The organism is Sorangium sp. So ce124 (genome assembly GCF_051525235.1).
Lineage (GTDB): Bacteria > Myxococcota_A > Polyangia > Polyangiales > Polyangiaceae > Sorangium > Sorangium atrum.
The window spans coordinates 9818450-9842023 of the sequence record NZ_CP150312.1; the positions used below are offsets into that span (position 1 = coordinate 9818450).

Below are 23574 nucleotides of genomic sequence, written 5' to 3' on the forward strand. Positions count from 1 at the left end.
GGTCAAGCGGCGACTACCGCGTCTCTACCGCGTCTCCACCGCGCGTCTACCGCGCGAGCGGGCCGCGCTCATCGACGGCAATCCCCGCGGCGATGGCCTTCACGAGCTCTGGTTTGACGACCTTGCCCATCGCGTTGCGCGGCAGGGCCCGCACGACGATCGACTCGCGTGGGACCTTGTAGGGCGCGAGTCGCTCCTTCGCCCAGGCGCGGAGCGGTCCGGTGGCGCACTCCGCCTCTCGCCCGGGCGCGGCGACGACGACCGCGACGACGCGCTCTCCCCACGCCTCGTCTGGGACGCCGATCACCGCGACCTCGGCGATCGCGCCGTGCTCCCGCAGCGCCTCTTCGATCTCGAGGGCGGACAGCTTGTATCCGCCGCTCTTGAGGATATCGACCGAGGTCCGCCCGAGGAGCCGGAAGCACCCGTCGGCGGAGCGCTCCGCGACGTCGCCGGTGCGGAACCAGCCGTCCTGGAAGGCCGCGGCCGTGGCGTCCTCGCGCCCGAGGTATCCCTTGAAGACGCTGGGCCCGCGGATCCAGAGCTCGCCTCGCGCGACCGCGGCGCCGCCGCCCGGCGCTGGCGGGTCGCCCGGCTGTCGTTCACCCGGCGCCCACGCGTTGCCCGCGTCGTCCGTGATGCGGGCCTCGACGGTCGGCAGCGGGAAGCCGACCCAGCCTGCCCGCCGCGCGCCTGGATCGAGCAGGTTGCTCATGCCGACGCCGATCTCGGTCATCCCGAAGCGCTCGAGCGGGATCGTGCCGGTGAGGTCGCGCCAGCGCTCGGCGAGCGTCACCGGCAGCGCCGCGGAGCCGCTCGTCGCGAGCCGCAGGGCCTGCGCCCCCGCGGCGAAGCCGGGCGCGCCGCCCCGGTCGACGTGCTCGAACAGCCGCTGGTACATGGTCGGCACCGCCATGAACGACGTCACCGAGCGGCGCTCGATCTCGGCGGCGACGCGCCCGGCGTCGAAGCGCGGCAGCATCCTTGTCGCGCCGCCCGCGAGCAGCGACGTCATGAGCGCGATGACGACGCCGTGGAGGTGGTGCAGCGGCAGCGCGTGCAGCAGCATGTCGTGATCCGAGAAGCCCCAGGCCGCGCGCAGGAGCTCCGCCTGCACCGCCAGGTTCCGGTGCGTGAGCAGCGCCCCCTTCGGCTTGCCGGTCGTGCCGCTCGTGTAGAGCAGGAGCGCCGGATCGTCCGCGGCGATGTCGGAGATCGCCGCGTCTCGCCCCGGGGCGGCGCGCTCGAGATCCTCCACGCGGAGCACGGCGCGGCCCTGCGCGATCGGGGCGGCCACGGCGGCGAGATCGCCGTCGGTGATGATCCGCCGCACGCCGGCGTCGCTCGCGAGCCACTCGAGCTCTGCCGGCGGATAGAGCGCCGACAGCGGCAGCGCGATCCCGCCGGCGAGGAGCGTCCCGAGGAACGCCGAGACCCACGCCGCGCCGGGCGAAACGAGGAGCAGGATCCGCTCCCCCTCCAGCGAGCTCGGGTGATCGACCTCACCCGCGCCGCGCCGCGCGCCGCCGGCGAGCAGCGCGCCGCGGACGCGGAGGGCTCGCTCCAGGAGCGCCGCGAAGGTGGTCTGCCCCCGCTCGTCCTCGACGGCGGTTCGGGCGGACGAGCCGAGCTGCGCGAGCCGGTCGACGAGCGGGGAAGCCATCGCGCGAACTCTCGCACAGCGGAGGTGCGCGGAGCCAGGCCGGTTGGTTACACTGCCGCGTCATGAGAGCTTCCTGCCTCCTTTTCAGCGCCTCGCCGCGCCTCGCGGTCGCCGCCGGCCTGATCTTCGCTGCGGCGGCGTGCGAGAGCGCGCCGAAGCCCTCCGGGCCTGGCGCGGCCGTGACGGCGGCCCCGAGCGTCGAGGCGCCCGTCGAGCCGCCGAAGCCGAAGGGCATGCCCGAGCTGCTCGTCGACTCCATGGGCCCCTACATCGGCGGCCAGCGCGTGGATCTGGCGCAGAAGGAGGGGCCCGAGAAGCTGACGAAGGTGATCCGCGAGCTGCCGATCGAGGGCAAGCCCGTGACGCTGCTGGCCGACAAGAGGGCGAAGCCGAGCGCTGTCGCCGCCGTCGTGACGGAGCTCGGCGCGGCCGGCGCGCCGAAGGTCGTCATCAAGACCGACGGGCGAGACGACCTCCCGAAGGAGATCACGGTGGTGCCCGAGGGGCGCGCGTCGAAGCCGCCTTCCTGCGCCGTCAGCACGATGGTGCTGAAGGACCTCGCGACGGCGATCTGGCCGTTCGGCGGCGGCCTGGGCAAGAAGCAGCGCAAGGGGCTCGCCGGCCCGGATCTGTCGAACACAGGCGAGCAGCTCACGAAGGACATCGCCGCGTGCAGCGCGACGGTGGCCTTCTTCTCGGCGGACGACGAGGTGCCCTGGGAGATGGCGCACAACCTGGCGGGCACGGTCATGGCTTCCGACGCGAAGAAGAAGCTCGACACGCTCGTCCTGCTCCGCGCTGCCCCGGTCGCGGGGCGGCCGGTGCAGCTCGGTGGAGGCTGACGTGCAGGGCGCCGGGGGGCTCCATCGCCTGGACCGCCGTGCCTTCGGGGCGCACCGGCCGCATCGGGCAGCGGGTGCGCTCGGTGCGCATTTTTGCGGAGGGGCTGTCGAACGCGGCGGGGCGAGATCTCGTGTGTGCTCGTTCGAGCGCGGGTAGGGTTGGCTGGGGCGACCGCGGCACGATCCGGCACACGCGATGGTGCTGCGAAGGCACGGAAATGCGCGGCTGAGCGCTCGCCGTTGGGGTCGGCCTGGATCATGAATAGGGCGAGTCGCCGGTCCCCTGCGCCATCGGGGGCGTGACAATCACGGGAGGATGGTTCGGACATGTCGAAGCGACTTCTTGGATCGGCCCGCGCGAACAGGGGCCGGAGTCTCCGTCCCCGGGCCTCCCAGCCGCGGGTGTCGGCGGCGCCTGAGGGGCCGGCCGTCGCGACAAGGGACTCCGCGAGGCCGGTCGCGAACGGCTCGGACGTCGTCGCCGAGGAAGCTGAGTGTTCCGCCGCTCCTGCGCTAGCGGCTGCCGCTGAGGACGATGCTCCCGCCGTGTCGCCGGCTCTCGAGGCGCCCGCTGCACCGATCGTGGCGGAGGTGGCCGCGGCAGCGCCGGTCGCCGCGCCTGCGCCGGTCGCAGCGGCAGCGCCGATCGTTGCGGCAGCGCCGGTCGTAGCGGCAGCGCCAGTCGACACACCAGCGCCGGTCGCAGCGCCAGTCGTTGCGGCAGCGCCAGTCGACGCGCCTGCGCCGGTCGCCGCGCCTGCGCCAGTCGCCGCGCCTGCGCCGGTCGCCGCGGCAGCGCCGGTCGCCGCGCCTGCGCCGGTCGCCGCGGCAGCGCCGGTCGCCGCGCCTGCGCCGGTCGTAGCGATCGCCGCGCCTGCGCCGGCGTCCGAGGCGCTCGCCGCGCAGCGCGCCGTTCCAGGCGACGCGGACGACGCGGACCCTGACAAGGCGCTGGATCACGACCTGTTGATCGTGGCTCGACAAGCCGGCGCCCCGAACCAGCCGAGTGCCCTTGCGTCCCCGTCGGATGAGCTGGCGCCCGACTCGGATGCGCTCGATCTGATCGACCCTTCCTCGCCCACGGCGGCGTTCTTCCGGCGCGAGGAGGAGGAGTCGTTCCCGCCTCTCGCCGAGGTGGCCAGCGGCCCCGACGATCACGCTGACGAGCGCCTCGTGGTGGTTCATCAGCTGTCGCCCGAGACCCTCGCCCGGCGGGCGCGCCTTCGTCGGATCGTCGCGGCGGTCGCGGGGCTCGCCGGCGTGATCTCCGTGGCGGTCGTCGCCAAGGCGGTATTCTCGAGCAAGCCGTCCTCGCCTGCTCCGGTCGCGATGGCCGCGCCGGCTCCGAAGCCAGCGCCCGTCGAGACGAAGCTCCTGGCCGCCGCGGGTGCCCCCGCTCCAGGACGGGCGAAGACGCCCGCGCAGACCGAGTCGGCGCTGATGGAGCCCTCTGCGAAGGGGGCAGGTGCCGTTCCCGATCCGGTGAAGGCGGCCGCCGAAGCGGAGAAGGCCGAGGCGGAGAAGGCCGAGGCAGAGAAGGCTGCGGCGGAGAAAGCCGAGGCAGAGAAGGCTGCGGCGGAGAAGGCCGAGGCGCCGGCGGCCGGCGCCGAGGACGCGGGCAAGCTGAAGAAGGAGGCGCTGAGCTTCCTCAACCGCGGCAGGTACAAGGACGCGATCGAGGCGTCCCGCGCGGCCATCGCGGCCGATCCGAGCGACGCGCTGCCCTATCTCTACCTGGGCTCGGCGCTCCAGGACACGGGCAAGTGGAAGGATGGCCTCGCCGCGTACAGCGATTGCGTTCGCAATGCCACGAAGGGCCCCATCCACGAGTGCAGGGCCATGGGCGGCCGCAAGTAGCGCTCAGAGCGGGCGGCGAGCGATCTGCGCCAGGAACGCCGCGGACGCGGCGTAGCCGAAGGCCACGCCCGTGGCGAGGCGGCTCGCATGCCAGACGGGGCGCAGCCCGAGGTCCTGGGTCGCCACGTCGACCGCCATCAGCGCGGCGAGGGCGATGAGGATCGGGCGCCACGCCGTCATCGCCAGGCGAGGGCGCGCGATCGCGGCGCCCGCGGCGAACCCGGCGAAGATGCCGGCGCAGCGACTGCAGAGCGGCATGACGACGCCGTCGAGCGCGAGGGATCGCTCGGGCATCCGGTGGCACAGCGGCGCGAAGACTCGATCGAGCGCGGAGCCGAGCTCTCCGAGCGGCGCGCGGCTCCGCGCGAGGGCGAGGCACCAGGGCAGGGCGCCGAGGAACACCAGCGCCCAGCGCACGATCGACAGCAGCGAGGGCTGCTCGGCCGGGCTCGATTCGCCGGGCGCGCGCGGCTCGGCGCCTGCGCCGACAGCGGCGAGCGCGCGCGGCTCGGCGCCCACGCGCCCGGCGGCGGGTACCTGCGCCGCTGGCTGCCCGCGCCCGGAAGCGCACGCGGCCACCTCAGCCTCTGTCGGGCGCGCTCTTGCCGAGGTGGCGCATCACCTCTTTCAGATCGCTCCAGACCTCTCGCTTCGCGCCCGGCTGGCGCAGCAGGTAGGCCGGGTGGAACGTGGGCATGATCGGGATCGAGCCCTTGTAGAGCTTCCACGTGCCGCGGAGCTTCGTGATCCCCTCGCTCGTGCCGATCAGCCCCTGCACAGCGGTGGCGCCGAGCGCCACGATCACCTTCGGCTTGATCAGCGCGAGCTGAGCCGTGAGGTACGGGCTGCAGGCCGCCATCTCGGCCGGCTCCGGCTTCCGGTTCTTCGGCGGCCGGCACTTCACGATGTTGCAGATGTAGACCTCGTCGCGGTGGTACCCCATCGCCGCGATCATCTTGTCGAGCAGCTGCCCGGCCGCGCCGACGAACGGCTGCCCCTGCAGGTCCTCTTCCGCCCCCGGCCCCTCGCCGACGAACACCACCTCGGAGCTCGGGTCTCCGCGCGAGAACACCGTGTGGGTGCGGCCCTCGTGGAGCGGACACTTCTGGCAGGTGCGGACCTCCTCCGCGAGGAGGGCGAGGCGCGCCACGCGCTCCTCCTTCGTGTCCGGCAGCGCTGCGCTCGCGCGCGCAGCCGTCTCCGCGCGAGGCGCCGGTGCGGCGCTCACGGCAGGCCGGGGCGACGGCTCGGGACCCCGCTGCGCCTGCGCCGGCGACCACGCCCCCTGCGACTCGAGGCCGCCGCGCTGCTCAGGACGCGGGGAGGCGCTCGCGGCGGCTCCGCGCTGCTCCGGAGGCGGCAGAGGGGCGCTCGCGGCGGCTCCGCGCTGCTCCGGAGGCGGCAGAGGGGCGCTCGCGGCGGCTCCGCGCTGCTCCGGAGGCGGCAGAGGGGCGCCCGCGGCGCCACCGCGCGGCGGCGGCGGCGAAAAAGCCGCGTCGCTGCCCCCCCGCGCCATCGGCGGCGAGGGCGCATCCAGCCCGGAGAAGCCGCGCTCCGGCCGCCGAGGCGCCGGCGGAGCGCCTTCCGAAGACGCCGCACCCAGCGCCTCGTGGAGCGCTGCAGGGTGGCCCGGCATTCCGTCTGCGCCGGTCGTTGCGTGCCATTCCAGGAACGCCCGGACCGAGGCGGTCAGATCGGCGAGCTCTTCGCGCAGCGCTTCGACCATGGTCGTCCCCTCAATGGCCGCCCTGCTGCGCGAGCCAGCGCTCCGCGTCGAGGGCGGCCATGCAGCCCGTGCCAGCGGCCGTGACCGCCTGGCGGTAGTTCCAGTCCTGCACGTCGCCCGCGGCGAAGACGCCCGGGATGTTGGTGCGCGTCGAGCCCGGCACCGTCTTCAGGTAGCCGTTCGGGTGCGTGTCGAGCTGCCCGACGAAGAGATCGGTCATCGGCGTGTGGCCGATCGCGACGAACATCGCCGCCGCCGGCACGAGGTGGCTGTCGCCGGTCTTCGTGCTCTTCACGCGGACGCCCGTCACCATATCGGCCTTCACGTCGAGCACCTCCTCCACCACGTGGCTGTAGAGGATCTTGATCTTCGGGTTCTCGACCACGCGCTGGACCATCGCCTTCGACGCCCGGAACTCGTCGCGGCGGTGCACCAGCGTGACGCTGCTGCAGAGCCCGGACAGGTAGGTGGCCTCCTCCATCGCCGTGTCGCCGCCGCCGACGACCACGACGTCCTGGCCGCGGAAGAGCGCGCCGTCGCAGACCGCGCAGGCGCTGACGCCCTTGTTCTTGAGCTTGTCCTCGCTCTCGAGGCCGATGTAGTTGGCGCGCGCGCCCGTCGCGACCACCACCGCCTTCGTCAGGTAGAGCGTGTCCTCCACCCAGATCTTGAAGGGGTGGCCCGTCAGCTCGACCTTGGTCACGTCCGCCGTCACGATCTCCGTGCCCTGATGCGCGGCCTGGTCGCGAAAGCGCTGCATCAGCTCCTGGCCGGTGATCTTCTCGGGGAAGCCGGGGTAGTTCTCGACGTCGGTCGTGAACATGAGCTGGCCCCCCGGGATCAGGCCGCCGGCGCTGAAGCCCTCGATGAGGAGCGGCTTCAGGTTGGCGCGCGCCGCATAGATGGCGGCGGTGAGCCCGGCGGGGCCGGAGCCGATGATGACCAGGTTGCGGACGTTCGATTCACTCATGATGGAGGCATCTTATAGGCGCGACCGCCTTCCGCGTCGACCGCCCCGGCGGCCCGGCGCGCCGCCGCTGCGCCGCAGCTCCGCGCGTCCTGCGCTCCGGTCCTCCACGCCGGAGGCACGCCGGAGGCACACCGGAGGCACGCCGGAGCCGCGCCCGAGCAGCCGCCCGCTCAGAAGCGCATGGTTCCGCTCAGACCGAACTCGTCCAGGCTGCTCTCGAAGCGGCCGCCGTTGACGCTCTGGATGCTGCGGTAGCCGCTCAGCGCAGCGCCGGATACGGCCTTGAGGCGCCCGTTCCCGCCGTTGTCCAGCGCACCGAACGACGTGTGCTGAAACGCGGCTGAAATGTCGACAGGGCCGACCCGCGCGGTCACGCCGGCCCCGGCGCCGATCCGGTAGCCGAGGTGGAAGTCGAGGTTCAGATCGGCGTCGTCCTGCCCCTTGCTCTCGAAGAAGCCGCCGGCGCGCAGCGCGAGGAGGCTCGGGAGCACGACGTAATCGCCGCCGAGCCGGACCCCCAGGACGTCTCGCCAGCGGTGCGGGACGTCGGCGTTGGGAGGCACCGTGCCCACGCTCGTGCCGCGGACGGGGATGCCCTCGCGGAACCGGACCTCGATCGCGTCGACCGCGCTGTTGTTGGCCCAGGTGAAGTCGAGCTCCACATCGAAGACGTCATCCGCCATCGGGTCGCGGACGCGGGGCTCGGCGGCGGAGGCGCGGCGCGCGCTCGCCGCGCTCCGCGCGCCGGCGCGAGGCCTGTGGTACCGGAGGCCGAGCTTCGCCTCCATGGGGATCCGCATCGTGAGATCGCCGGCGTTCTGCTCCTCGGTGACGTTGCACTTCGGCGCCTCGCCCTTGCAGGGGTCCTCGTCCTTGGCCCCTGCCGGCGTCCAGTAGCGAGACTCGATGGTGAGATCGGTCTTCGCGCGCACGGCGTCCTGCCACTTGAACCACGCGCCCAGGTCGAGGTGAGCCGCCGCCGCCCAGCGCGCGCCGAGGACGAAGCCTGGGATGAAGAGGTCGGTCGCCTTCGCGCGCGTGCGCAGATCGCCGTGCGCCTTGAAGTCGTCGCCGCCTTCGCCCGAGAGGGCCTCGCTGAAATTGACGAAATCGATGGCCGCCGTGCCCCAGATGAAGCCGGCGCCGAGCGAGACCCCCTCCGCGGGGGTGAAGCCGACCGACAGCGTGGGCATCAACATCAGGGCGTCGAGCGACGTGAGCAGGTACCGCTGAGGCGACGGCTGCGTCATGTCGCCGAAGCTCGGGTGCGTGTACCGGAGCGACTCCGGCCACGCCCGCTCGCCGACGCCGTGCGGGCCGAGCACCGCGACGCCGAGGGCGAGCGCGTCGCTCAAGCGCAGGGTCGCCGCGAGCTGCGGGTTCGGGAACAGGCCGCCCTCGGCGCACACCTCGGGGTCGGGGCCGCCGTCGCTGCCGGGCGCCGGGATCGCCGTCGTGGCGCTCGGCGGGACGGGGCGGCCGCCGGGGCCGAGCCTCGTGAAGCACTGGGCCAGCTGGATGAAGTGGACGCCGCCGTGGGCGCCGCTCCGCTGCGCGGCGAGCCCCGCCGGGTTGAAGTAGGCGGCGAGCGGATCGTCCGCCCGCGCGACCCACGCCCCGCCGCGGCCGAGCTGGACCACCCCGATGTCAGGCGAGTCGAGCCCCGACGACGCGCGCGCGGCGCCGGCGGCCACCATCGCAGCGAACGCGGCGCCCGCGGCGCCGGCAGATCCTCGTCTCATGACCCCCCGTCCCCGCCGCGCGGCGATCCCCGCCGCGCGGCCTCACTTCACCGGAGACGCCTTGAGCGCCGCCTTGCCGTCCTTCACGTAGACCGTGAAGCGAACACGCGAGCAGTTGTGGCGAGCCACGAGCGCGTCCTTGTTGCGCTGCAGGGTCCCCTTGAACTTCTCGAAGGTGAGCGCGTTCGTGGGCTCCCCGCACTGCTGCTTCACCGACAGGAACTCCTCGTAGACGGCGTTCCACTCGGTGAGCTCGTCCGGATCTCCCGCGCCGTCCTGCTGCGGCGGCGCTGGCGCTGCCGGCGCGCTCGCCACCTCGGGGATCGGGTTCGGCATGGCGGGCGCCCCCGGCGCCCTGGGCGGCGGCGGCGGCGGCGGGCGCCGCGGCGGCGGGCGCCCGGGAGCGCCCGCGGGCTCGAGGGCGGAGATCGGCATCCCCGCGTCCGAGACCTCCTCGATCGCCTCGACAGGCTCCACGGAGTCGCGGGCCGGCGGCGGACCGCTGAGCGGGTGCGAGCCGGGCCGCCGCGTCGGGCCGCGCGGGCTCACCATGGGCTTCGGGTAGGAGGGGCGCGAGTCGGGGCGCGGCTCGCCGGGGCCGAGCGGCACCGAGAACGCGCTCATCGCCGGCTGCGTCGGGATCGGGCCGAGCACCTGCTCGAGGTCGGCGGCCTTCCGGGGCGCGCCGCCCTTCGCGGCCACCTTCTCGACGCCGTCGTTGATGTCGGCCGCGATCTTCCGGTAGGCGCCGCGGAAGCGGCTCGGCGCCAGCACGTCGACCTCACCCTTGGCGAAGCGCGCCGCCTCGCCGCGGAAGACATGGAGCGGCCGCGTGTGCTCCAGGAACGAGAGCACCAGCCCGATCGCGGCCATGCCGAGGACGCCGGCCAGGATCAGCACCGTGGGCACCTCGCTCTTGTCGTCGTTGTTCGCCTTGTCGAGGAAGTTGAGCGGCGAGTCGACGGACGCCGCGAGGCGGCCGACCGCGTAGCCGGCGCCGAGCTCCCACGCCTCGCCGGGCAGCCGCGCGTAGACGACGCCGAGGTGCTGGCCGATGACGCGGACCTCGGAGCGCCCCTTCTCGACGTAGTCCTTGTTGTCGTCGAGCAGCTTCAGATCCTGCGTGATCTGGTCGAGGTTCGCCTTGTCGAACCCCTCGGGCGCGCCCGAGGCGACGCGCGCCCCCTCGGCGTAGAAGCCGACGGCGGCGCCGGTGCGCTTCGTGACGGCGCGGGCGAAGGTGTCGTCGATGATCTTGGCGCCGATCACGGCGCCGACCGGCTCGCCGTTGACGTCCTGCTCGACGGGGCGCGCCACGACGCGGAGGATGCGGCCCTTCCAGACCCACGCGTCATCGCGGATCCAGCCGTGGAGGGCGTCGGCGACCAGCGGGTAGCCGCCGAGCTCCCAGTCCTCGCGGTGCTCGAAGTCCACCGACGCGATCACCCGCCCGGCCGCGTCGACGGCCCACACGTGATCGAACTTCAGGTCCGGGGGCACCTCCGCGGTCGCGGTGCGCAGCGCGGTGCGGGCCTTCTCGCGCAGCTCGGCGCCGGGCTTGGCCTCGGTCGACGACTTGGCCAGCGCGGTCCGCAGGGCCGGGTTCAGCGCGACCCGGATGAGCGCGCTCGAGCGCTTCCTGGCGTCGTCGTTGAGGAACCACTCGACCGCGCTGGAGTCGGCGCTGAGCGCCTCGCTCATCGCGCGGTGGCTCGAGCGGTTGTACAGCTGCGCGGCGACGAAGAGGACGAAGACCGCGGCGCCGAGCGCGAGCGCGAGCACCCCGTACCAGAAACGCGACAGCAGCATGGCCTACTTTCCAGCCTCCGCGCTCGGTCCGCCGGTCTCGCCCACGACGACCGCGTCTTTGATGAACTGCTCGTCCGGCCCGGGCTTCACGATCGCCTCGATGGCCTTCCCGACCGGCTCGCCGTTGAAGTAGCCCTGCAGCGTGTACGTGCCGGCCTCGATCTCCATGGCGAAGTTGCCCTGGCGATCCGGGTAGGCGATGGCCACCGCCTTCGGCTCGACGACGATCCACGACCGGACGCTCGGGGCGAGCTGGTCGCGGAGCTCGTACTTGCCGGGGCCTGGCGGCGTCCAGGCGCGGGTCTTGGCCGCGGCGATCTCGACCGGCTGGAGCCCCTTGTTGCCGACGTCGTAGATCTTGTGCGGGAACGGGTCCTGGTTCTCGAACTGGATCTGCTGGCCCTCGGCGACGACGACCGTCACCGGGGAGGTGCGGCCGCCCGCGATGACGATCGATCGCGGCGTCTTGAGCGGCGCGCCCTTCTCGCCGAGCGCGGCGATGCACAGCTCCTTCGGCGCGTAGCCGAAGAGCGCGCGGACATCGGCGCGGACGGTCGGGGACGGCTCGCGGAAGGTGTACCGGTTCGTCTTCGGGTCCTTGGCCTCGTTCCAGACCGGGTTCAGGAGCTTGGGCATGCCCGTGGCCCGGCCCTTGATCGTCACCGCTGCCAGGGCGGCCCCGGGCACGGTGAGGATCGCGAGCGTCAAGGCCAGGCGCCGGACGAAGCGCGAGCCGCCGGGGAGGCGGCGCGCGAGGTGGCCTGACGACCCAAACCGCGCTGCGCCGACGAGCGGGCGCTGCTCGCCGTGCTGCGCACCTGCAGATCGAGGGGATCTCGTATCCATCGCAGGCCCGAAGCTACCGGAAGGGGGATGAGAACGGAAACAAAAGCCGGGCCGTGCTCCGCGTGCCCCGCCTGAGCCGCCCCCCGGGCTCCCCGTTCCTTGTGCGGTGTGCTCGGCCTTGTTTCGAGCCGCGCTCCATGCCGCGAGCGCCGCGAGCGCCGCGCCCAGGCGGGGTACCCCCCGCCGTCAGGTGACGCCGCGGTGCGCCGGCCGCCGGGCGCATGTCGAGGACATCAAAAAACTGCGGGCCGCTTGGACGGCCCGCAGGAGAGAGATGTTCCGTACCGCCGAGGACGTGGGCCGAAGGACTTGAACCCCTAGCATAGCTGCTAGGTGGGAGCCTAAGTACCGCTTCAGGCTTCCCGGTGAATGGTTCCGGGCCTAGCTCACCACGGTATCGTTGTTGGCTCCCTGGTTCTTGCTTACTCGGGATTCAATCGTCCAGCGCCTCACGAAGTCGGCAGAGGGAACAACCATAGGATAGTTCACTGGGCGGCTCCGTCAACCGCTCTTCCGCACGTCCTCATGTTTTGCTCATGTTCTGATGGGCGCGCTCGTCGTTTGACGCTCTTGACTCTTGACGCTCGCCGTTCGCCACGCGTCGCACGTCGCGCGCCGCACGTCGCTCGCGGTTCACGTCGCTCGCGGTTCACGTCGCTCGCCTCGCACGGGTCATGCATGAATCGCGCACGGATCTCGCTCGATTCGCCCGCGAGTCATGCACGGGTCATGCATGAGAGCCTGATGGCGTACGGGTAGCCCCGAGCTGGCCGGCGCCTAGCAGGTCGGCGGGCCCGGGTGAGAGAACAGCGCGACGATGGCGGCATGGACGAGGCCGTTCGACGCCACGATGTTGCCTGTAGGGTAGTTCGGCGGACCGCCGTCGAGCGCGGTGATGACGCCGCCCGCGCCGCGCACGATCGCGCTTCCGGCGGCGACGTCCCACGCATGCAACCGGCGCTCCCAGTACGCATCGTAGGTTCCGTCCGCGACCATGCAGAGATCGATGGCCGCGCTGCCGCAACGACGCACGGCCTGAGCGTTGCGCTTGACGGTCATGAAGGCGTCGAAGTTGTTGTCCGGCGCCCTGTCGCGGATCGGCGGGAAGCCGGTCGCCACCATCGCGCGCTGCAGCGACGCCGTGGCGCTGACCGTGCATCGCTCGCCGTTGCGGCGCGCCTCTCCGTCGATCGCCGCCGTGCTCACCGGCGCGCGAGCGGCGTCGCGCGGGCCCGGTTCGCGCGGCCGGAAGCCCGTCCAGCGCAGCCCGAGCGCGGGCGCGACGACGGCGCCGGCGACGGGCACATCGTCATCCATCAGGCCGACGGACACGCACCAGAACGGGTGGCCGTGGACGAAGTTCGTCGTGCCATCGAGCGGATCGACGTACCAGACGAGCCCGCCGCGCGGCTCCTCGCGGCGCGCGGCGCTCTGCTCCTCGCCGACGACGGCGACGCCGGGCGTGAGCGCGTCGAGCCGCGCGACGAGCAGGTCCTCGCTCGCCCGGTCGAATTCGGTCACGAGGTCGTGCGGCCCCTTCTCCTCCACGTGCAGGCCGCGCGGCCCTGCCCGGAACCCGGCCTGGACGAGCGCCGCTGCCTCCTCGGCGACGCGCAGCGCGATCGCGGAGAGCTCGAGCAGCTCGGCTGATCCGCGCCCGCTCATCGCGCCCCCGCCGACAGCGCGCCGCGGAGCTTCTCGTAGATGCCGCCGAACGCCCCGTTGGAGAGGAGCGCGATCGTGTCGCCCTCCCGCGCGTCGCGCGCGATCGCGGCGACGATCGCGTCCACCGAGCCCGCCGCCTCCGCGCGCTTGCCCCCGCGCTCGAGGTCGTGCACCAGCCTGTCGAGATCGAGCCGCTCGCCGGCGGCGATGTCGGGGCGCCCGAGCGGCGCCAGCACGACGCGGTCGGCCGCGTCGAACGCGCGCGCGTAAGGCTCCTGGTGGAGGGCGCGGCACGCGGTCGCGCTGCGCGGCTCGAACACCGCCCACAGCGCGCCTCCCGGGTGCCTGGACCGGAGCGCGCGCAGCGTCTCGTCCACCGCGGTCGGGTGGTGCGCGAAGTCGTCGTAGACGCGGACCCCGCGCGCCTCGAAGAGGAGGTCCTGCCGGCGCCGGACGCCCGTGAAGCCGGCGAGCGCCGTGGTCGCGGTCGAGAGCGGCACGCCGAAGCCCTGCGCCGCGGCCGCGATCGCGGCGATGGCGTTGCGCACGTTGTGGTGCCCCGGCATCTGCAGGGCGAAGCGCCCGGCCAGGACGCCGCCGGCGTACAGATCGAACGACTGGCCGCTCTCGCCGGCCTCCGCGGGCGCGGCGAGCCAGTGCGGCGGCTGCCCGTGCGTGTCGTCGCCCTCGAGCGCGAACCACGCGACCTCTGCGCGCGCCGAGCGCGACACCACCTCGACGACCCGCGGATCGTGCGCCGCCGCCACGAGGAGCCCGGTCTCCGGGATCCGCTCGACGAACCCGCGGAACGCCGCCTCGTAGGAGGCGGCGTCGGGGTAGATGTCGATGTGATCGTGCTCCATCGACGTGACGACCCCCACCTCGGGCTGGTAGTGCCAGAACTTCGGCGTCTTCTCGAAGAAGGCGGTGTCGTACTCGTCGCCTTCGACCACGAACGGCGTCCTGCGGCGACCCGCGCCCGCCTCGCCGAGGAGCGGCAGGCCGCGGCGGTCGCTCGCCGAGGAGGCGCTCCGGGGCAGGCGGAAGCTCGCCTCGAAGTTCTTCGGCAAGCCGCCGATGAGGAAGCCAGGGGCCCTGCCCGCCTCGTGAAGGATCCACGCGCACATCGAGCTCGTCGTCGTCTTGCCGTGCGTGCCGGCCACGACGAGCGGGGAGCGGCCGGCGAGCATGTGATCCGCGAGAGCGTGCGCCATCGTCGTCACCCGCATGCCTCCGTCGATCGCGGCGCGGGCCTCGGGGTTCGTGGGGCGGCAGACGTTGCCGATCACGACGAGATCGGGCCGGGGGTCGAGGTGCGCGGGATCGAACCCGGTCAGGAGGCGGATGCCCCACCGCTCGAGGGCCGGCCCCATGGGCGGGTAGAACGAGACGTCGGAGCCCGAGACGTCGTGCCCCGCGGCCTTGAAGAGCCCCGCCAGCGCACCCATGCCGGTGCCCGCGACGGCGACGAAGTGGACGTGCATCGCGGCGCAGTGTGCCCGAGCGCCCCGGGGGGGCAAGGGGGCATCCGCGCGAGAGCTCGCCAGACCGCGCCGGTCCCAGGGAGTCGCCGCGCGCCCCGCCCGCGATGCCTGGAGTCGCGCGCGCAACCTCGTTGCAGGGATACCGAAGACAGCGAGCTCCCCGTGACTCGACATCTCGCGCTCGGCGCGTTTACCGGCCCTTGCAGACTCCTTGTCTGGACGGCTCGACCGAGAAGGCGGCTCGGCCGAAAAGGCGGCTCGACCGAAAAGGCGACTCGACCGAAAAGGCGAGTGGGCCGCCGAAAGGGCGAGCGGGCCGCTGCGCTGCGGCTCGCGTCCAGCGTCAAGGCGGATCGACGAGCACGAGCGGTCTCAGCCGCTTCAGCGACCGCCGGCCCAGCCCCTTGACCCGGAGCAGGTCATCGACCTTCCGGAAGCGCTTGAGCTTGGCGCGGAGCGCCAGGATCGCGGCCGCCTTCGCTGGACCGACGCCCGGAAGGCGCATGAGGTCCGCCTCGGTCGCGAGGTTCAGCACGACCTTTCCGTCTGCGGTCACGCCAGCGGGAGCGCCCGCCCCGCCATCGCTGGGCGGCGGCGGCTCTACCGCTGCCGCCCCCGCATCGGCGGCCGGCTCGGAGGTGGCCTGGGGCGGGGGGCTTACCGCGGAGCCGAGCGGCGCTGGATCGCCGGCGACCATCGCCAGCCCTGCGGTCGGGTCTGCCGGGCGGCCCGGGTTGGCCGGGCGGGCCGGGAGCAGGCTCAGCGCATGCCCGGAGCCCACGAGCGCCAGCGCGAAGAACCCTGCAACGTAGGCCGCGACCTTGCCGCCCAGCGCGGTCCAGGCCGAGTCCCTCAGCGCTGCCAGCGCTCGCTCTCGCCACGGGCGACACACCTCGTCGTCCTGCACTGCATCTGCCGGCCCGGCGTGCGAGCCCGTCCCCTTCGATGTCGTTTGCATCGTGCCGCGTCTCCTTCTTCCCATGCCAAGGACGTCGCCCTCTGCGCACCAGCGAGCGGCGTTCGTCTCCTCGGCGTGGTCGCCTGGCGAACGGCGTGCCGGCGCGCGCTCGCCTGGAAACCCGAGCAAATCCCGGGTGCCAGGCGCTCCGGGGCCTGGCGCCGCCATGGCGGAGGCGCGCGGCGCGGCCGGCGCGGCGCGGTCGACCTCGCCGGCGGGCGGCCGAGCGCCGTGTCTCGAGCGAGAAGCTCGGCTACCATCACCGCCCCGGGCGCCCCGCGACCGGCGGCATCCACCACCGCCGCAAGGCGCTCACCACGAGGTCTTATGCCCCACGATCCCCGTCGCTTCGTTGATCACGGCCCCGCGGGGCGCTCGCGCCGAGGCTTCCTCGGCGGGCTCGTCGCCGGCGCCGCGGGCGCCGCGCTCCTCGGCTCGCGCGCGGCGTTCGCCGAGGAGCCCCTGAGCCTCGCGGCCACGCCGCCCCCCGGCTTCACGCCGCTCTCCATTCCGGGAAAGATCGTGAAGGTCACGAAGTCGAACTCGATGCAGCCGAACGGCCTCTGGCCCGACGCGTCCGCGGCGAAGGCGATGCTCGAGCGGGCGATGGCCGAGCTCACCGGAAAGGCGGACCTCGGGGCCGCCTTCGCGCGGTTCGTCCACAAGGACGACCGCGTGGCGATCAAGACCAACGGGATCGCCGGCCAGAAGGGGGCGACCATGGCCACCAACAAGGAGCTCGTGCTCGAGATCGTGCGCGGGGTGATCGCGGCGGGCGTCCCAGCGGAGAACGTGGAGATCTTCGAGCAGTACCCGTCCTTCCTCGCCGGCACCCGCTGCGCCGACCGCAGCGCCAAGCCTGCTGCCGAGTTCCCGGCCGGGATCCGCGCCGCGGTTCACGAGAACAAGGATGCGGTGATGCCGAGCATCTCGGTCTGCGGCATCCCCACCAAGTTCGTGCGCCCGTTCACCGAGGCGACCGCGGTGATCAACGTCTCGTTGATCAAGGACCACTCGATCTGCGGCTATACCGGCTGCCTCAAGAACATCACCCACGGCACGACGATCAACCCGCACTCCTTCCATGAGCACACCGCGAGTCCGCAGATCGCGGAGCTCTACGGGCAGGACGTCGTGAAGAGCCGTGTCCGCCTGCACATCACGGACGGCTTCAAGCTCATCTACGACCAGGGCCCGCTCGACAAAAACCCGAAGCGGCGTGTCCTCCACGAGTCGGTCTACGCCACGACCGATCCGGTCGCGATGGACGTGATCGGCTGGGGCGTGGTCGAGGCGTGGCGCAAGGAGAACGGGCTGCCCACGCTGAAAGAGGCGAGCCGTGAACCCTCGTACATCCGCATCGCGGGCGAGCTCGGTCTGGGCGTCTTCGACAAGAATAAAATCGCGATGCGCGAGGTCGGATTGTAGCGGCGCCGCGGGATCCGCCCGCGTGACCGCCGTCGATGAGGCCGCTCGCCGAGGCTCGTGTTGCTCATGTCCTGCTCCAGGTCGACTGCGCGCTCGTCCACACGCCGGAGGGCCGCGCCGGTGGTCCCGCTCGTCGCGTCCCTCGTGGTCGTCGCCTGCAGCAGCACCCCCCCGACGAGGCCGCCGGGGTTGCCTCCCACGCCGGCTTCGGTCACCCGCGAGAACCCGGGGGGCGACGCGGCAGACCCGGAGCGGGCCGCGCTAGAGCGGCTGCTGGCCGAGCCGTGGGGCAGGCGGCAGGACCGGTTCAACACGCTCGACGTACCGCTTGTCGACTGGAAGAGCTGGCGCAGGGTGCGGATCTTGACCTACCCGACGCGCGCGACCTTCCGGTACGGCGACGAGCACTACGCCGCCCTGTCGGTCGTGTACACGACCACCTCGGGGCCGAGCGACCCGGACAGCTGCCTCGACGAGTTCTGGGCGAAGAACGCGTCGCTCGCCGACGGTTATGGCGTGCGGCTCGGGGAGGCGCAGATCATCCGCACGACGCAGGAGATCGACGGCGAGGTGCGGCCGCTCGTGTTCAAGGTCCTCGAGGGCAGCGTCGACTCGGTGCTCGTGAGCGACGAGTATGTCGGAGCGATCGCCGTCTACGAGTCGTGGCCGGGGACATGCCTCGTGGCCGCGATGGCCGTGAAGTCGACCCAGCACCCCGAGCTCGCGCGCCGGGTGCGCGACCGCTGGATCGACGAGGGCGCCCCGAAGCTCAAGTGGACGTCCGGTATCACCGAGGCGCCCACGACCAGCGCGCGGTAGCGGCGCCGACGCGCTGGCGATGGCCCGTGATGCGAGCGCCACGGCGGCATCGCGGCGCCCCTCGAGATCAAGGTCCCGTGGGCGCCGGGCTCTCCGCGGCCTCGAGCGACCACGGCGCGCCCTGAGCCACGCTGTGGCCAACGACGCAGGCGGCCGCGATGAGCAGGCCGACGGCGACCATCCAGGGGACCCGCAGCGGCGGAAGGACGCGGCTGTCCAGCACGACCTCGCTCTGCCGGTCGCACGAGGCGGAGGCGGGCTCGACGGCCGCGTCCGTCGCCGTGGTGCTGCCGAGATCGTTCGCAGGCGTCGCCAGCATCGCGGCCATGGTCGTCTGATCATCCATCGCGCAGCGGAGCGGGGCCGCGACCGCGCCTATCGCGCTCCGCTTCACGATCGCGCTCCGCTCGGACGGCGGCGGGACGGGGATCGCTCGCAGCGACTCCGACGACGGCAGGGAGGCCGGCGCCTGCGCGATCGCGGAGAACGCTTCCATCATCTCCTTGCCCGACTGGAACCGCGCCTCGGGCTCGAACTCGAACGTCCGGGCGAAGAACGCGTCGATCCCGGGCGGGAGCTCCGGCGCGAGCTCGGACGCCTTCGGGAACGACGTCTGGCAGATGTGCCTGACCAGCTCATTGATGTTGGCACCCGCGAAAGGACACTGGCCAGTGATCGCGCGGTAAAGGATCACCGCCATCGACCAGAGATCGCTCCTGTAATCGACCTGCCTGGGCGCCATGGTCTGCTCTGGGCTCATGTACCTGGGCGTCCCGAGGACCATGCCCGTCTTCGTGATCCGATCGCGAGAGCAGGACGACTTCGCGACGCCGAAATCGAGGACCTTGACCAGATCGTCGCCGGCCGAAGACGTGATGAAGATGTTCCCCGGCTTCAGATCCCGGTGGATCACCCCCGCGGCGTGGATCGCGTCGAGGGCCTTGCCGAGCTGCGTGAACAAGGTCGTCGCCTGCGCGAGCGGGATCCGCTCCTCGCGTTCGAGGCGGCGATTCAGGTCCTCTCCCTCGAGGTACTCCATCACGATGAACGCGCAGCCGCGATCGACGCCGTAATCGTAGGTCTCGATGACGTAGGGGCTCCGGACACGCGCGGACGCGCGGGCCTCGCGCTCGAAGCGGGCGATGAGCTCGGGCTCCGTCGCCGCGAAGCTGCGGATGAACTTGATGACGACCCGCCGCCTGAGCTTGATATCGAAGCCCAGCCACAGATCACCCATCCCACCGCCTCCGAGCCTGCGCTCGAGACGGTACTTGTCCATCACGGCACGACCTTCAGCAGTCTCCTTCATGGCTCCGCACCTGCCACCCACTGCTCTAGCCTGGGACAAGTGATCACCCGATTCCTGTCGAAGGGCCCACCCCCGATACTACGCCTGATCAAACTATAGAGCAATCCGTCCGGACGGTGAGCCGAAAACGTCCCGAAACAGAGCGCAGCTCACAACGAATGAGCGTACTGCGCCGAAACGCGCATGGCGCATGTGTGGCTTGATGCGACTGGAGGTGAATCGATGTCTGTCGAGGTGCGGCAGCCTGCGATTACAGGATATCGAAGGGGTAGGCGCGATCGGCATACGCTCGCACCGCGATGGCCTTGCGCAGCTCGTCGTCGTTCTTCTGGAAGTCGGCGACGTGCTGCCGCAGCCGCTTCTGCGCCATGCCGGTGAACACGGTCGTGAGATCGATCTCCCGCCGCGCGCCGTCCTCCCCGCGCCGCTCGATGGCCCGGGTCGTGCGCGAGATGCACGCGGCCATGCAGTAAAGATCGATGGCCATCTCCGCGATGCGGCGCTGCGCATACTGCATCTCCGCGATCTCCCGCCCGTGCTTCCGGAGCATGTCCTCGCTGTGCGTGGCGAGCTCGGCGGTGCAGTCCTCGAAGATCACCGCCTCCCGGCTGAGCAGCGGGTGCGCCTTCGACATCCGCTCGCGCCCGAGCACCGACCGCGCCTTGCGGAGCGCGAAATCGCTGAGCAGCCCGAAGCCCTTGATGGGCTCTCGCATCGCCTTCGCGACGTCCGCGAGCGCCTTGCCCGGGCCGCTCATCCCGGAGAGCGCCATGAAACAGCGCAGGATCTCGTTCGTCCCCTCGAAGATCATGTTGATCCGAGCGTCGCGCAGGTGGCGCTCGTAGGGGTACTCCTCCATGTAGCCGATGCCGGCCGCGATCTGGAGCGTCTCGTTGACCACGAACCAGAGGGTCTCGCTCCCCATGACCTTGCAGATCGCGCTCTCGATCGAGAAGTCGGGGACCTTGGCGTCGACGAGGCTCGCCGTCAGGTACGTGATGGACTCGAGCGCATACGTGTGCGCCAGCATCGTCGCGATCTTGTCCTTGATGAGCCCGAAGTCGCCGATGCTCCGGCCGAACGCGCGCCGCTCCTGGACCCGGTCGAGCGCCATCCGGATCAGCGTGTTGCACCCGCCGACGCACCCCGCCGAGAGCCCGAGGCGCCCGTTGTTGAGCACCTCGACGGCGACCTTGAAGCCCTTGCCGACCTCGCCCAGCACGTTCTCGCGCGGCACCTTCACGTCGTCGAAGAAGAGCTCCGTCGTCGACGAGCCGCGGATCCCGAGCTTCTGCTCGTTCGGCCCGCTCTTCACGCCCATGCTCCGCTCCACGATGAAGGCGGTGAGCTTCGGCTTGTTCCCCTCCTCGAGCGCCGAGGTCCGGGCGAACACCGTGACGACGTCGGCGAAGCCTCCGTTCGTGATCCAGATCTTCGACCCGTTCAGCGTGTAGTACGAGCCGTCGGCCGACATCTCGGCGCGCGTCCTGATCGCCGCGGCGTCGGAGCCGGCGCCCGGCTCCGTCAGGGCGAAGGCCGCCATCCACTCGCCGGTCGCGAGCTTCGGGAGATACCGCTGCTTCTGCTCCTCCGTCCCGAAGAGCTGGATCGCCTTGAAGCCGATCGACTGGTGCGCGCCGAGGGTGACGGCGATCGACGCGTCGAGCCCGCCGATCTCCTGCATCACGCGCGCATACGCCATGTTGCTGAGGTTGACGCCGCCGTGCTCGGCCGGGATCTGCAGGCCCATCAGGCCGAGCCTCTTCATCTCGGCCAGGAGGCCCGGATCGATGGCGTGCTCCCTGTCGATCCGGCCGCTGTCGACGCTCGACGCGAAGAACCTCCGCACGCTGTCGAGCATCATCGACGTCGTCTCCCGGTCCTCGGCCGGCATCTCGGGATACGGGAAGATGATGTCCTCGGCGATGATGCCGTGGAAGAGGGCCTTCATGAAGCTCTGCTCGATCGTGGGAGGCATCGGACCGTCCTTTCCTGGAGCAGGCCGCTCGGCCTCCGCGGGAGCGCGCGGCGCGCCCGGCCTGCTCAGTGCGTCTTCCTCGGCGTCCGCACGGACTCCGCCGGGCTCTCTTCCTTCACGGGCCCTCCGGCCTCGTCGACGACGACGGGCGCGACAGCGCCCCGTGTGCTCGAGGAGGGCGGCGGGACGGCGCCCCGTGTGCTCGAGGGGGGCGGCGGGACAGCGCCCCGCGCGCTCGAAGAGGGCGACGGGGCGGCGCCCCGTGTGCTCGAAGAGGGCGGCGGGGCAGCGCTCCCGTCCCGACCCGGCGCGCTGGACGCCGGGACGGGCGTGGGCGTGGCGGGGCGCGTGGGGTGCGGCGTGACCGTCGGCGGCGCAGGCGTGTGCCCGGCGCGATCGCTCTCGCGCTGCCACGGGTACTTGATGCGCCCGTGGTACATGTTGACAAGCGTCGACGCCATCCGGCTCGTCATGATGCGCAGGTCCTCGATCGTCAGCCCGGATTGATCGAGCTGGCCAGACGCGAGCTTCGAGAACATCACCCGCTGGATCATCTCCTCGAACTTCTTGTGCTCGGGCGGCCAGATGGTCCGCGACGCCGCCTCGATGGAGTCGACGAGCATCAGGATGGCCGTCTCCTTCGTCTGCGGCTTCATGCCGGGATAGCGGAAGTGCTCCTGCGTCAAGTCCTTCGGGTTCCCGTGCTCGACGCACTTGTGCCAGAAATACTCGACGACCTGCGTGCCGTGGTGGGTGTACGCGAACTCGACCACCGGCTCGGGGATGTTGCCCTCGCGCAGGATCTTCGTGCCCATCACGACGTGCGCCATGATCGCGTCGGCGCTCACCTCCGGCTCGAGCTCCTCGTGCGGCGATCGCTCGCCGTGCGGGAGGTTCTCGATGAAGTACTTGGGCTGCACGGTCTTGCCGAGGTCGTGGTAGTAGGCGCCCACGCGCGTCAGCAGCGCGTCGGCGCCGATCGCCGCGGCCGAGGCCTCGGCGAGGTTCGCCATCGCGCGCGCGTGCTCCCAGCTGCCCGGCGCCTCCGCCGCCATCTTCTTGAGCAGCGGCTGCTCCAGGTCGGTGAGGTCGAGCAGCTTGTCGCGGGGCACGTGCCCCATCGCCCGCTCGGCCGGCTCCCTCAGGCTCCGACCGAGCACGCCGACGAGCAGGCCCCCGCCGACGCAGGCCAGGACGTTGGAGCCGAGCCAGCGCTTCAGATCGGCGCCGAGATCGAAGCTCCCCTCGAACAGCACGGTCAGCGCGATGAACCCGATCGCGCCGGCGATGCCCGCCAGGCTGCCCGCGACGAGCAGCTGCCGCGAGCCCTTGCGCTTGAAGAAGAACATCGTCGCGGCGATGCCGCGCACGAGCAGCACCGACAGGAGCACCACGTCGAACCGGAGCAGCGACGACGCGATGAACGCCACCCCGACCTCGACGAGGAACGCGGTCCGCCGATCGAACGCGATCGCGACCCAGAGCGGGAGCGCCGCGACCGGCATCCAGAACTCGGGCAGCGCCGTGAAGAGCAGGAGGAGCTTCGCGACGATGAGCGAGCCCGTCATCAGGACGAACATGCCCACCTGCGTGCGGAGCAGCCGCACCCGGTTCTGCCCGAAGCGACGCAGGTAGACCGTCAGCATCAGGCAGACGATGAGGTAGATGGCGTACATGCTCGCGAGGCGCGCGCCGAGCCCGGGCCGCCTCATCCGCCGCACCGTCTCGTACGCCATCGCGGCGTTGTGATCCTCGTTGTGCTCCGAGAGGACCGTGCCGCGCGGCACGATCACGCGCCTGTGCTCGTAGGAGAGCGTGAAGCTCCCGTCGTGCGTGTCGCGCACGATCCGTGGACCGTACGGGACGCGCAGCGTCACGGGCGCAGGCTTGCCCATCTCGGGGCTGAGCGCAGGGATGAAGAGCTCGCCAACGCCGAGCACGGCGAAGCACGCCGCGAAGAGGGCGCTCAAGACGAAGCCGGCGAGGGGACCTGCCCGGATACGCGTGCGCAGCATGGAACCGCTCGGTATCGTCCGCTGGTGCAGCCTGAGAAACGGTTGACAGGGCACGCTCGCGCGTCTCCCCGCCTCCACCGGACGACCGCGAGGGGCCGCCGATGTCAATGTGTAGGCGGGACCCTAGCAAAGAAGCAAGGCCGAGTCAGCGGCGCGCGGAGCGCGGGCCCCCGGGCACGCCGCCCCCTTGCTTGATTGCCTCGGTTCTCTGCGTTCTGTCCGTTCCCTCGGTTCCCTTTCTTCCCCATGATCCGCTCCGAGTCCCCGCCCGAGGGCGGGGCGGCCGCCGGGAAGCCGGCGCCCGAAGCGAATGTGGACGCCGGTGCGCCGTCCAACGCCGGCGCGCGCCCGTCGGCCCACCCGGCATTGGCGGGAGCGCAAGGCGCCGGACCACCCTCGCGATGTTCCAATTGCTCCTGGAAAACATCGATTCGAGCAGACAATTGCCGTTCGGCGCAAAAGT

The 23574-nt window shown here is 71.8% G+C and carries 17 protein-coding genes and 1 other RNA gene; 4 read left to right on the forward strand and 14 right to left on the reverse strand.

Features of this window, described 5'->3' with window-relative positions:
* Positions 1-46 precede the first annotated feature (46 nt).
* Positions 47-1663, reverse strand: coding sequence for an AMP-binding protein (locus WMF19_RS36900; protein ID WP_437894653.1), 1617 nt, complete (start codon positions 1661-1663; stop codon positions 47-49).
* Between the two features lie 62 nt (positions 1664-1725).
* On the opposite strand from WMF19_RS36900, the gene WMF19_RS36905 reads away from it, so the two are divergent.
* Positions 1726-2505: an ExbD/TolR family protein gene (locus WMF19_RS36905; RefSeq protein WP_437894654.1), complete on the forward strand. Its 780-nt coding sequence runs from the start codon at positions 1726-1728 to the stop codon at positions 2503-2505.
* 546 nt (positions 2506-3051) lie between these two features.
* Positions 3052-4362 carry a hypothetical protein gene (locus WMF19_RS36910; RefSeq protein ID WP_437894655.1) on the forward strand — a complete coding sequence of 437 codons (1311 nt, stop codon included), beginning with the start codon at positions 3052-3054 and terminating at the stop codon, positions 4360-4362.
* Positions 4363-4365: 3 nt separating this feature from the next.
* Here WMF19_RS36910 and WMF19_RS36915 read toward each other — a convergent pair whose 3' ends face one another.
* The 10 genes from WMF19_RS36915 to WMF19_RS36960 all read right to left on the reverse strand — a co-directional run bounded on the left by WMF19_RS36915 (position 4366) and on the right by WMF19_RS36960 (position 15562).
* Positions 4366-4941 carry a DUF2085 domain-containing protein gene (locus WMF19_RS36915; protein WP_437894656.1) on the reverse strand — a complete coding sequence of 192 codons (576 nt, stop codon included), beginning with the start codon at positions 4939-4941 and terminating at the stop codon, positions 4366-4368.
* Position 4942: 1 nt separating this feature from the next.
* Complete coding sequence (locus tag WMF19_RS36920) at positions 4943-6088, reverse strand: uracil-DNA glycosylase family protein (RefSeq protein ID WP_437894657.1); 1146 nt, start codon at positions 6086-6088, stop codon at positions 4943-4945.
* A gap of 10 nt (positions 6089-6098) precedes the next feature.
* A complete protein-coding gene (trxB, locus tag WMF19_RS36925; RefSeq protein ID WP_272102391.1) occupies positions 6099-7058 on the reverse strand; it encodes a thioredoxin-disulfide reductase in 960 nt (319 codons plus the stop codon).
* Positions 7059-7228: 170 nt separating this feature from the next.
* The gene (locus tag WMF19_RS36930; protein ID WP_437894658.1) at positions 7229-8800 is read right to left on the reverse strand and encodes an OmpP1/FadL family transporter; all 1572 of its coding nucleotides are present in this window, start codon (positions 8798-8800) and stop codon (positions 7229-7231) included.
* A 42-nt stretch (positions 8801-8842) separates the two neighbouring features.
* A complete protein-coding gene (locus tag WMF19_RS36935; protein ID WP_437894659.1) occupies positions 8843-10609 on the reverse strand; it encodes an MXAN_5187 family protein in 1767 nt (588 codons plus the stop codon).
* A gap of 3 nt (positions 10610-10612) precedes the next feature.
* Positions 10613-11455, reverse strand: a complete 843-nt coding sequence (locus WMF19_RS36940) for a hypothetical protein (protein WP_437894660.1) — start codon at positions 11453-11455, stop codon at positions 10613-10615.
* Positions 11456-11732: 277 nt separating this feature from the next.
* Positions 11733-11925, reverse strand: a non-coding RNA gene (ssrS, locus tag WMF19_RS36945) — 6S RNA.
* Between the two features lie 307 nt (positions 11926-12232).
* Complete coding sequence (locus tag WMF19_RS36950; RefSeq protein ID WP_437894661.1) at positions 12233-13120, reverse strand: inositol monophosphatase family protein; 888 nt, start codon at positions 13118-13120, stop codon at positions 12233-12235.
* The gene (locus WMF19_RS36955) at positions 13117-14604 is read right to left on the reverse strand and encodes a UDP-N-acetylmuramate--L-alanine ligase (protein ID WP_437894662.1); all 1488 of its coding nucleotides are present in this window, start codon (positions 14602-14604) and stop codon (positions 13117-13119) included. Before WMF19_RS36955 ends, WMF19_RS36950 begins: the two co-directional genes overlap by 4 nt.
* A gap of 343 nt (positions 14605-14947) precedes the next feature.
* Positions 14948-15562, reverse strand: coding sequence for a ComEA family DNA-binding protein (locus tag WMF19_RS36960; protein WP_437325474.1), 615 nt, complete (start codon positions 15560-15562; stop codon positions 14948-14950).
* A 327-nt stretch (positions 15563-15889) separates the two neighbouring features.
* On the opposite strand from WMF19_RS36960, the gene WMF19_RS36965 reads away from it, so the two are divergent.
* Together WMF19_RS36965 and WMF19_RS36970 are read left to right on the forward strand one after the other, a co-directional pair.
* Positions 15890-16990, forward strand: coding sequence for a DUF362 domain-containing protein (locus tag WMF19_RS36965; RefSeq protein WP_437894663.1), 1101 nt, complete (start codon positions 15890-15892; stop codon positions 16988-16990).
* 120 nt (positions 16991-17110) lie between these two features.
* The gene (locus WMF19_RS36970) at positions 17111-17809 is read left to right on the forward strand and encodes a hypothetical protein (protein WP_437894664.1); all 699 of its coding nucleotides are present in this window, start codon (positions 17111-17113) and stop codon (positions 17807-17809) included.
* Between the two features lie 67 nt (positions 17810-17876).
* On the opposite strand, the gene WMF19_RS36975 is transcribed toward WMF19_RS36970, so the two are convergent.
* From WMF19_RS36975 to WMF19_RS36985, 3 genes are all read right to left on the reverse strand, one after another.
* Entirely contained in the window at positions 17877-19118 is a 1242-nt protein-coding gene (locus tag WMF19_RS36975; protein WP_437894665.1) for a serine/threonine-protein kinase, read from the reverse strand.
* A gap of 250 nt (positions 19119-19368) precedes the next feature.
* Entirely contained in the window at positions 19369-21096 is a 1728-nt protein-coding gene (locus tag WMF19_RS36980) for an acyl-CoA dehydrogenase family protein (protein WP_437894666.1), read from the reverse strand.
* 65 nt (positions 21097-21161) lie between these two features.
* Complete coding sequence (locus tag WMF19_RS36985; RefSeq protein WP_437894667.1) at positions 21162-23111, reverse strand: HDIG domain-containing metalloprotein; 1950 nt, start codon at positions 23109-23111, stop codon at positions 21162-21164.
* Between the last annotated feature and the right edge of the window lie 463 nt (positions 23112-23574).

Excerpts from the sequence above, each read along its gene's own strand:
- WMF19_RS36955 (WP_437894662.1), bottom strand. The coding sequence starts at position 14,604 with ATGCACGTCCACTTCGTCGCCGTCGCGGGCACCGGCATGGGTGCGCTG.
- WMF19_RS36960 (WP_437325474.1), bottom strand. The coding sequence starts at position 15,562 with ATGCAAACGACATCGAAGGGGACGGGCTCGCACGCCGGGCCGGCAGAT.
- WMF19_RS36975 (WP_437894665.1), bottom strand. The coding sequence starts at position 19,118 with ATGAAGGAGACTGCTGAAGGTCGTGCCGTGATGGACAAGTACCGTCTC.
- WMF19_RS36985 (WP_437894667.1), bottom strand. The coding sequence starts at position 23,111 with ATGCTGCGCACGCGTATCCGGGCAGGTCCCCTCGCCGGCTTCGTCTTG.
- WMF19_RS36920 (WP_437894657.1), bottom strand. The coding sequence starts at position 6,088 with ATGGTCGAAGCGCTGCGCGAAGAGCTCGCCGATCTGACCGCCTCGGTC.
- trxB (WP_272102391.1), bottom strand. The coding sequence starts at position 7,058 with ATGAGTGAATCGAACGTCCGCAACCTGGTCATCATCGGCTCCGGCCCC.
- WMF19_RS36950 (WP_437894661.1), bottom strand. The coding sequence starts at position 13,120 with ATGAGCGGGCGCGGATCAGCCGAGCTGCTCGAGCTCTCCGCGATCGCG.
- WMF19_RS36980 (WP_437894666.1), bottom strand. The coding sequence starts at position 21,096 with ATGCCTCCCACGATCGAGCAGAGCTTCATGAAGGCCCTCTTCCACGGC.
- WMF19_RS36905 (WP_437894654.1), top strand. The coding sequence starts at position 1,726 with ATGAGAGCTTCCTGCCTCCTTTTCAGCGCCTCGCCGCGCCTCGCGGTC.
- WMF19_RS36965 (WP_437894663.1), top strand. The coding sequence starts at position 15,890 with ATGCCCCACGATCCCCGTCGCTTCGTTGATCACGGCCCCGCGGGGCGC.
- WMF19_RS36900 (WP_437894653.1), bottom strand. The coding sequence starts at position 1,663 with ATGGCTTCCCCGCTCGTCGACCGGCTCGCGCAGCTCGGCTCGTCCGCC.
- WMF19_RS36935 (WP_437894659.1), bottom strand. The coding sequence starts at position 10,609 with ATGCTGCTGTCGCGTTTCTGGTACGGGGTGCTCGCGCTCGCGCTCGGC.
- WMF19_RS36930 (WP_437894658.1), bottom strand. The coding sequence starts at position 8,800 with ATGAGACGAGGATCTGCCGGCGCCGCGGGCGCCGCGTTCGCTGCGATG.
- WMF19_RS36940 (WP_437894660.1), bottom strand. The coding sequence starts at position 11,455 with ATGGATACGAGATCCCCTCGATCTGCAGGTGCGCAGCACGGCGAGCAG.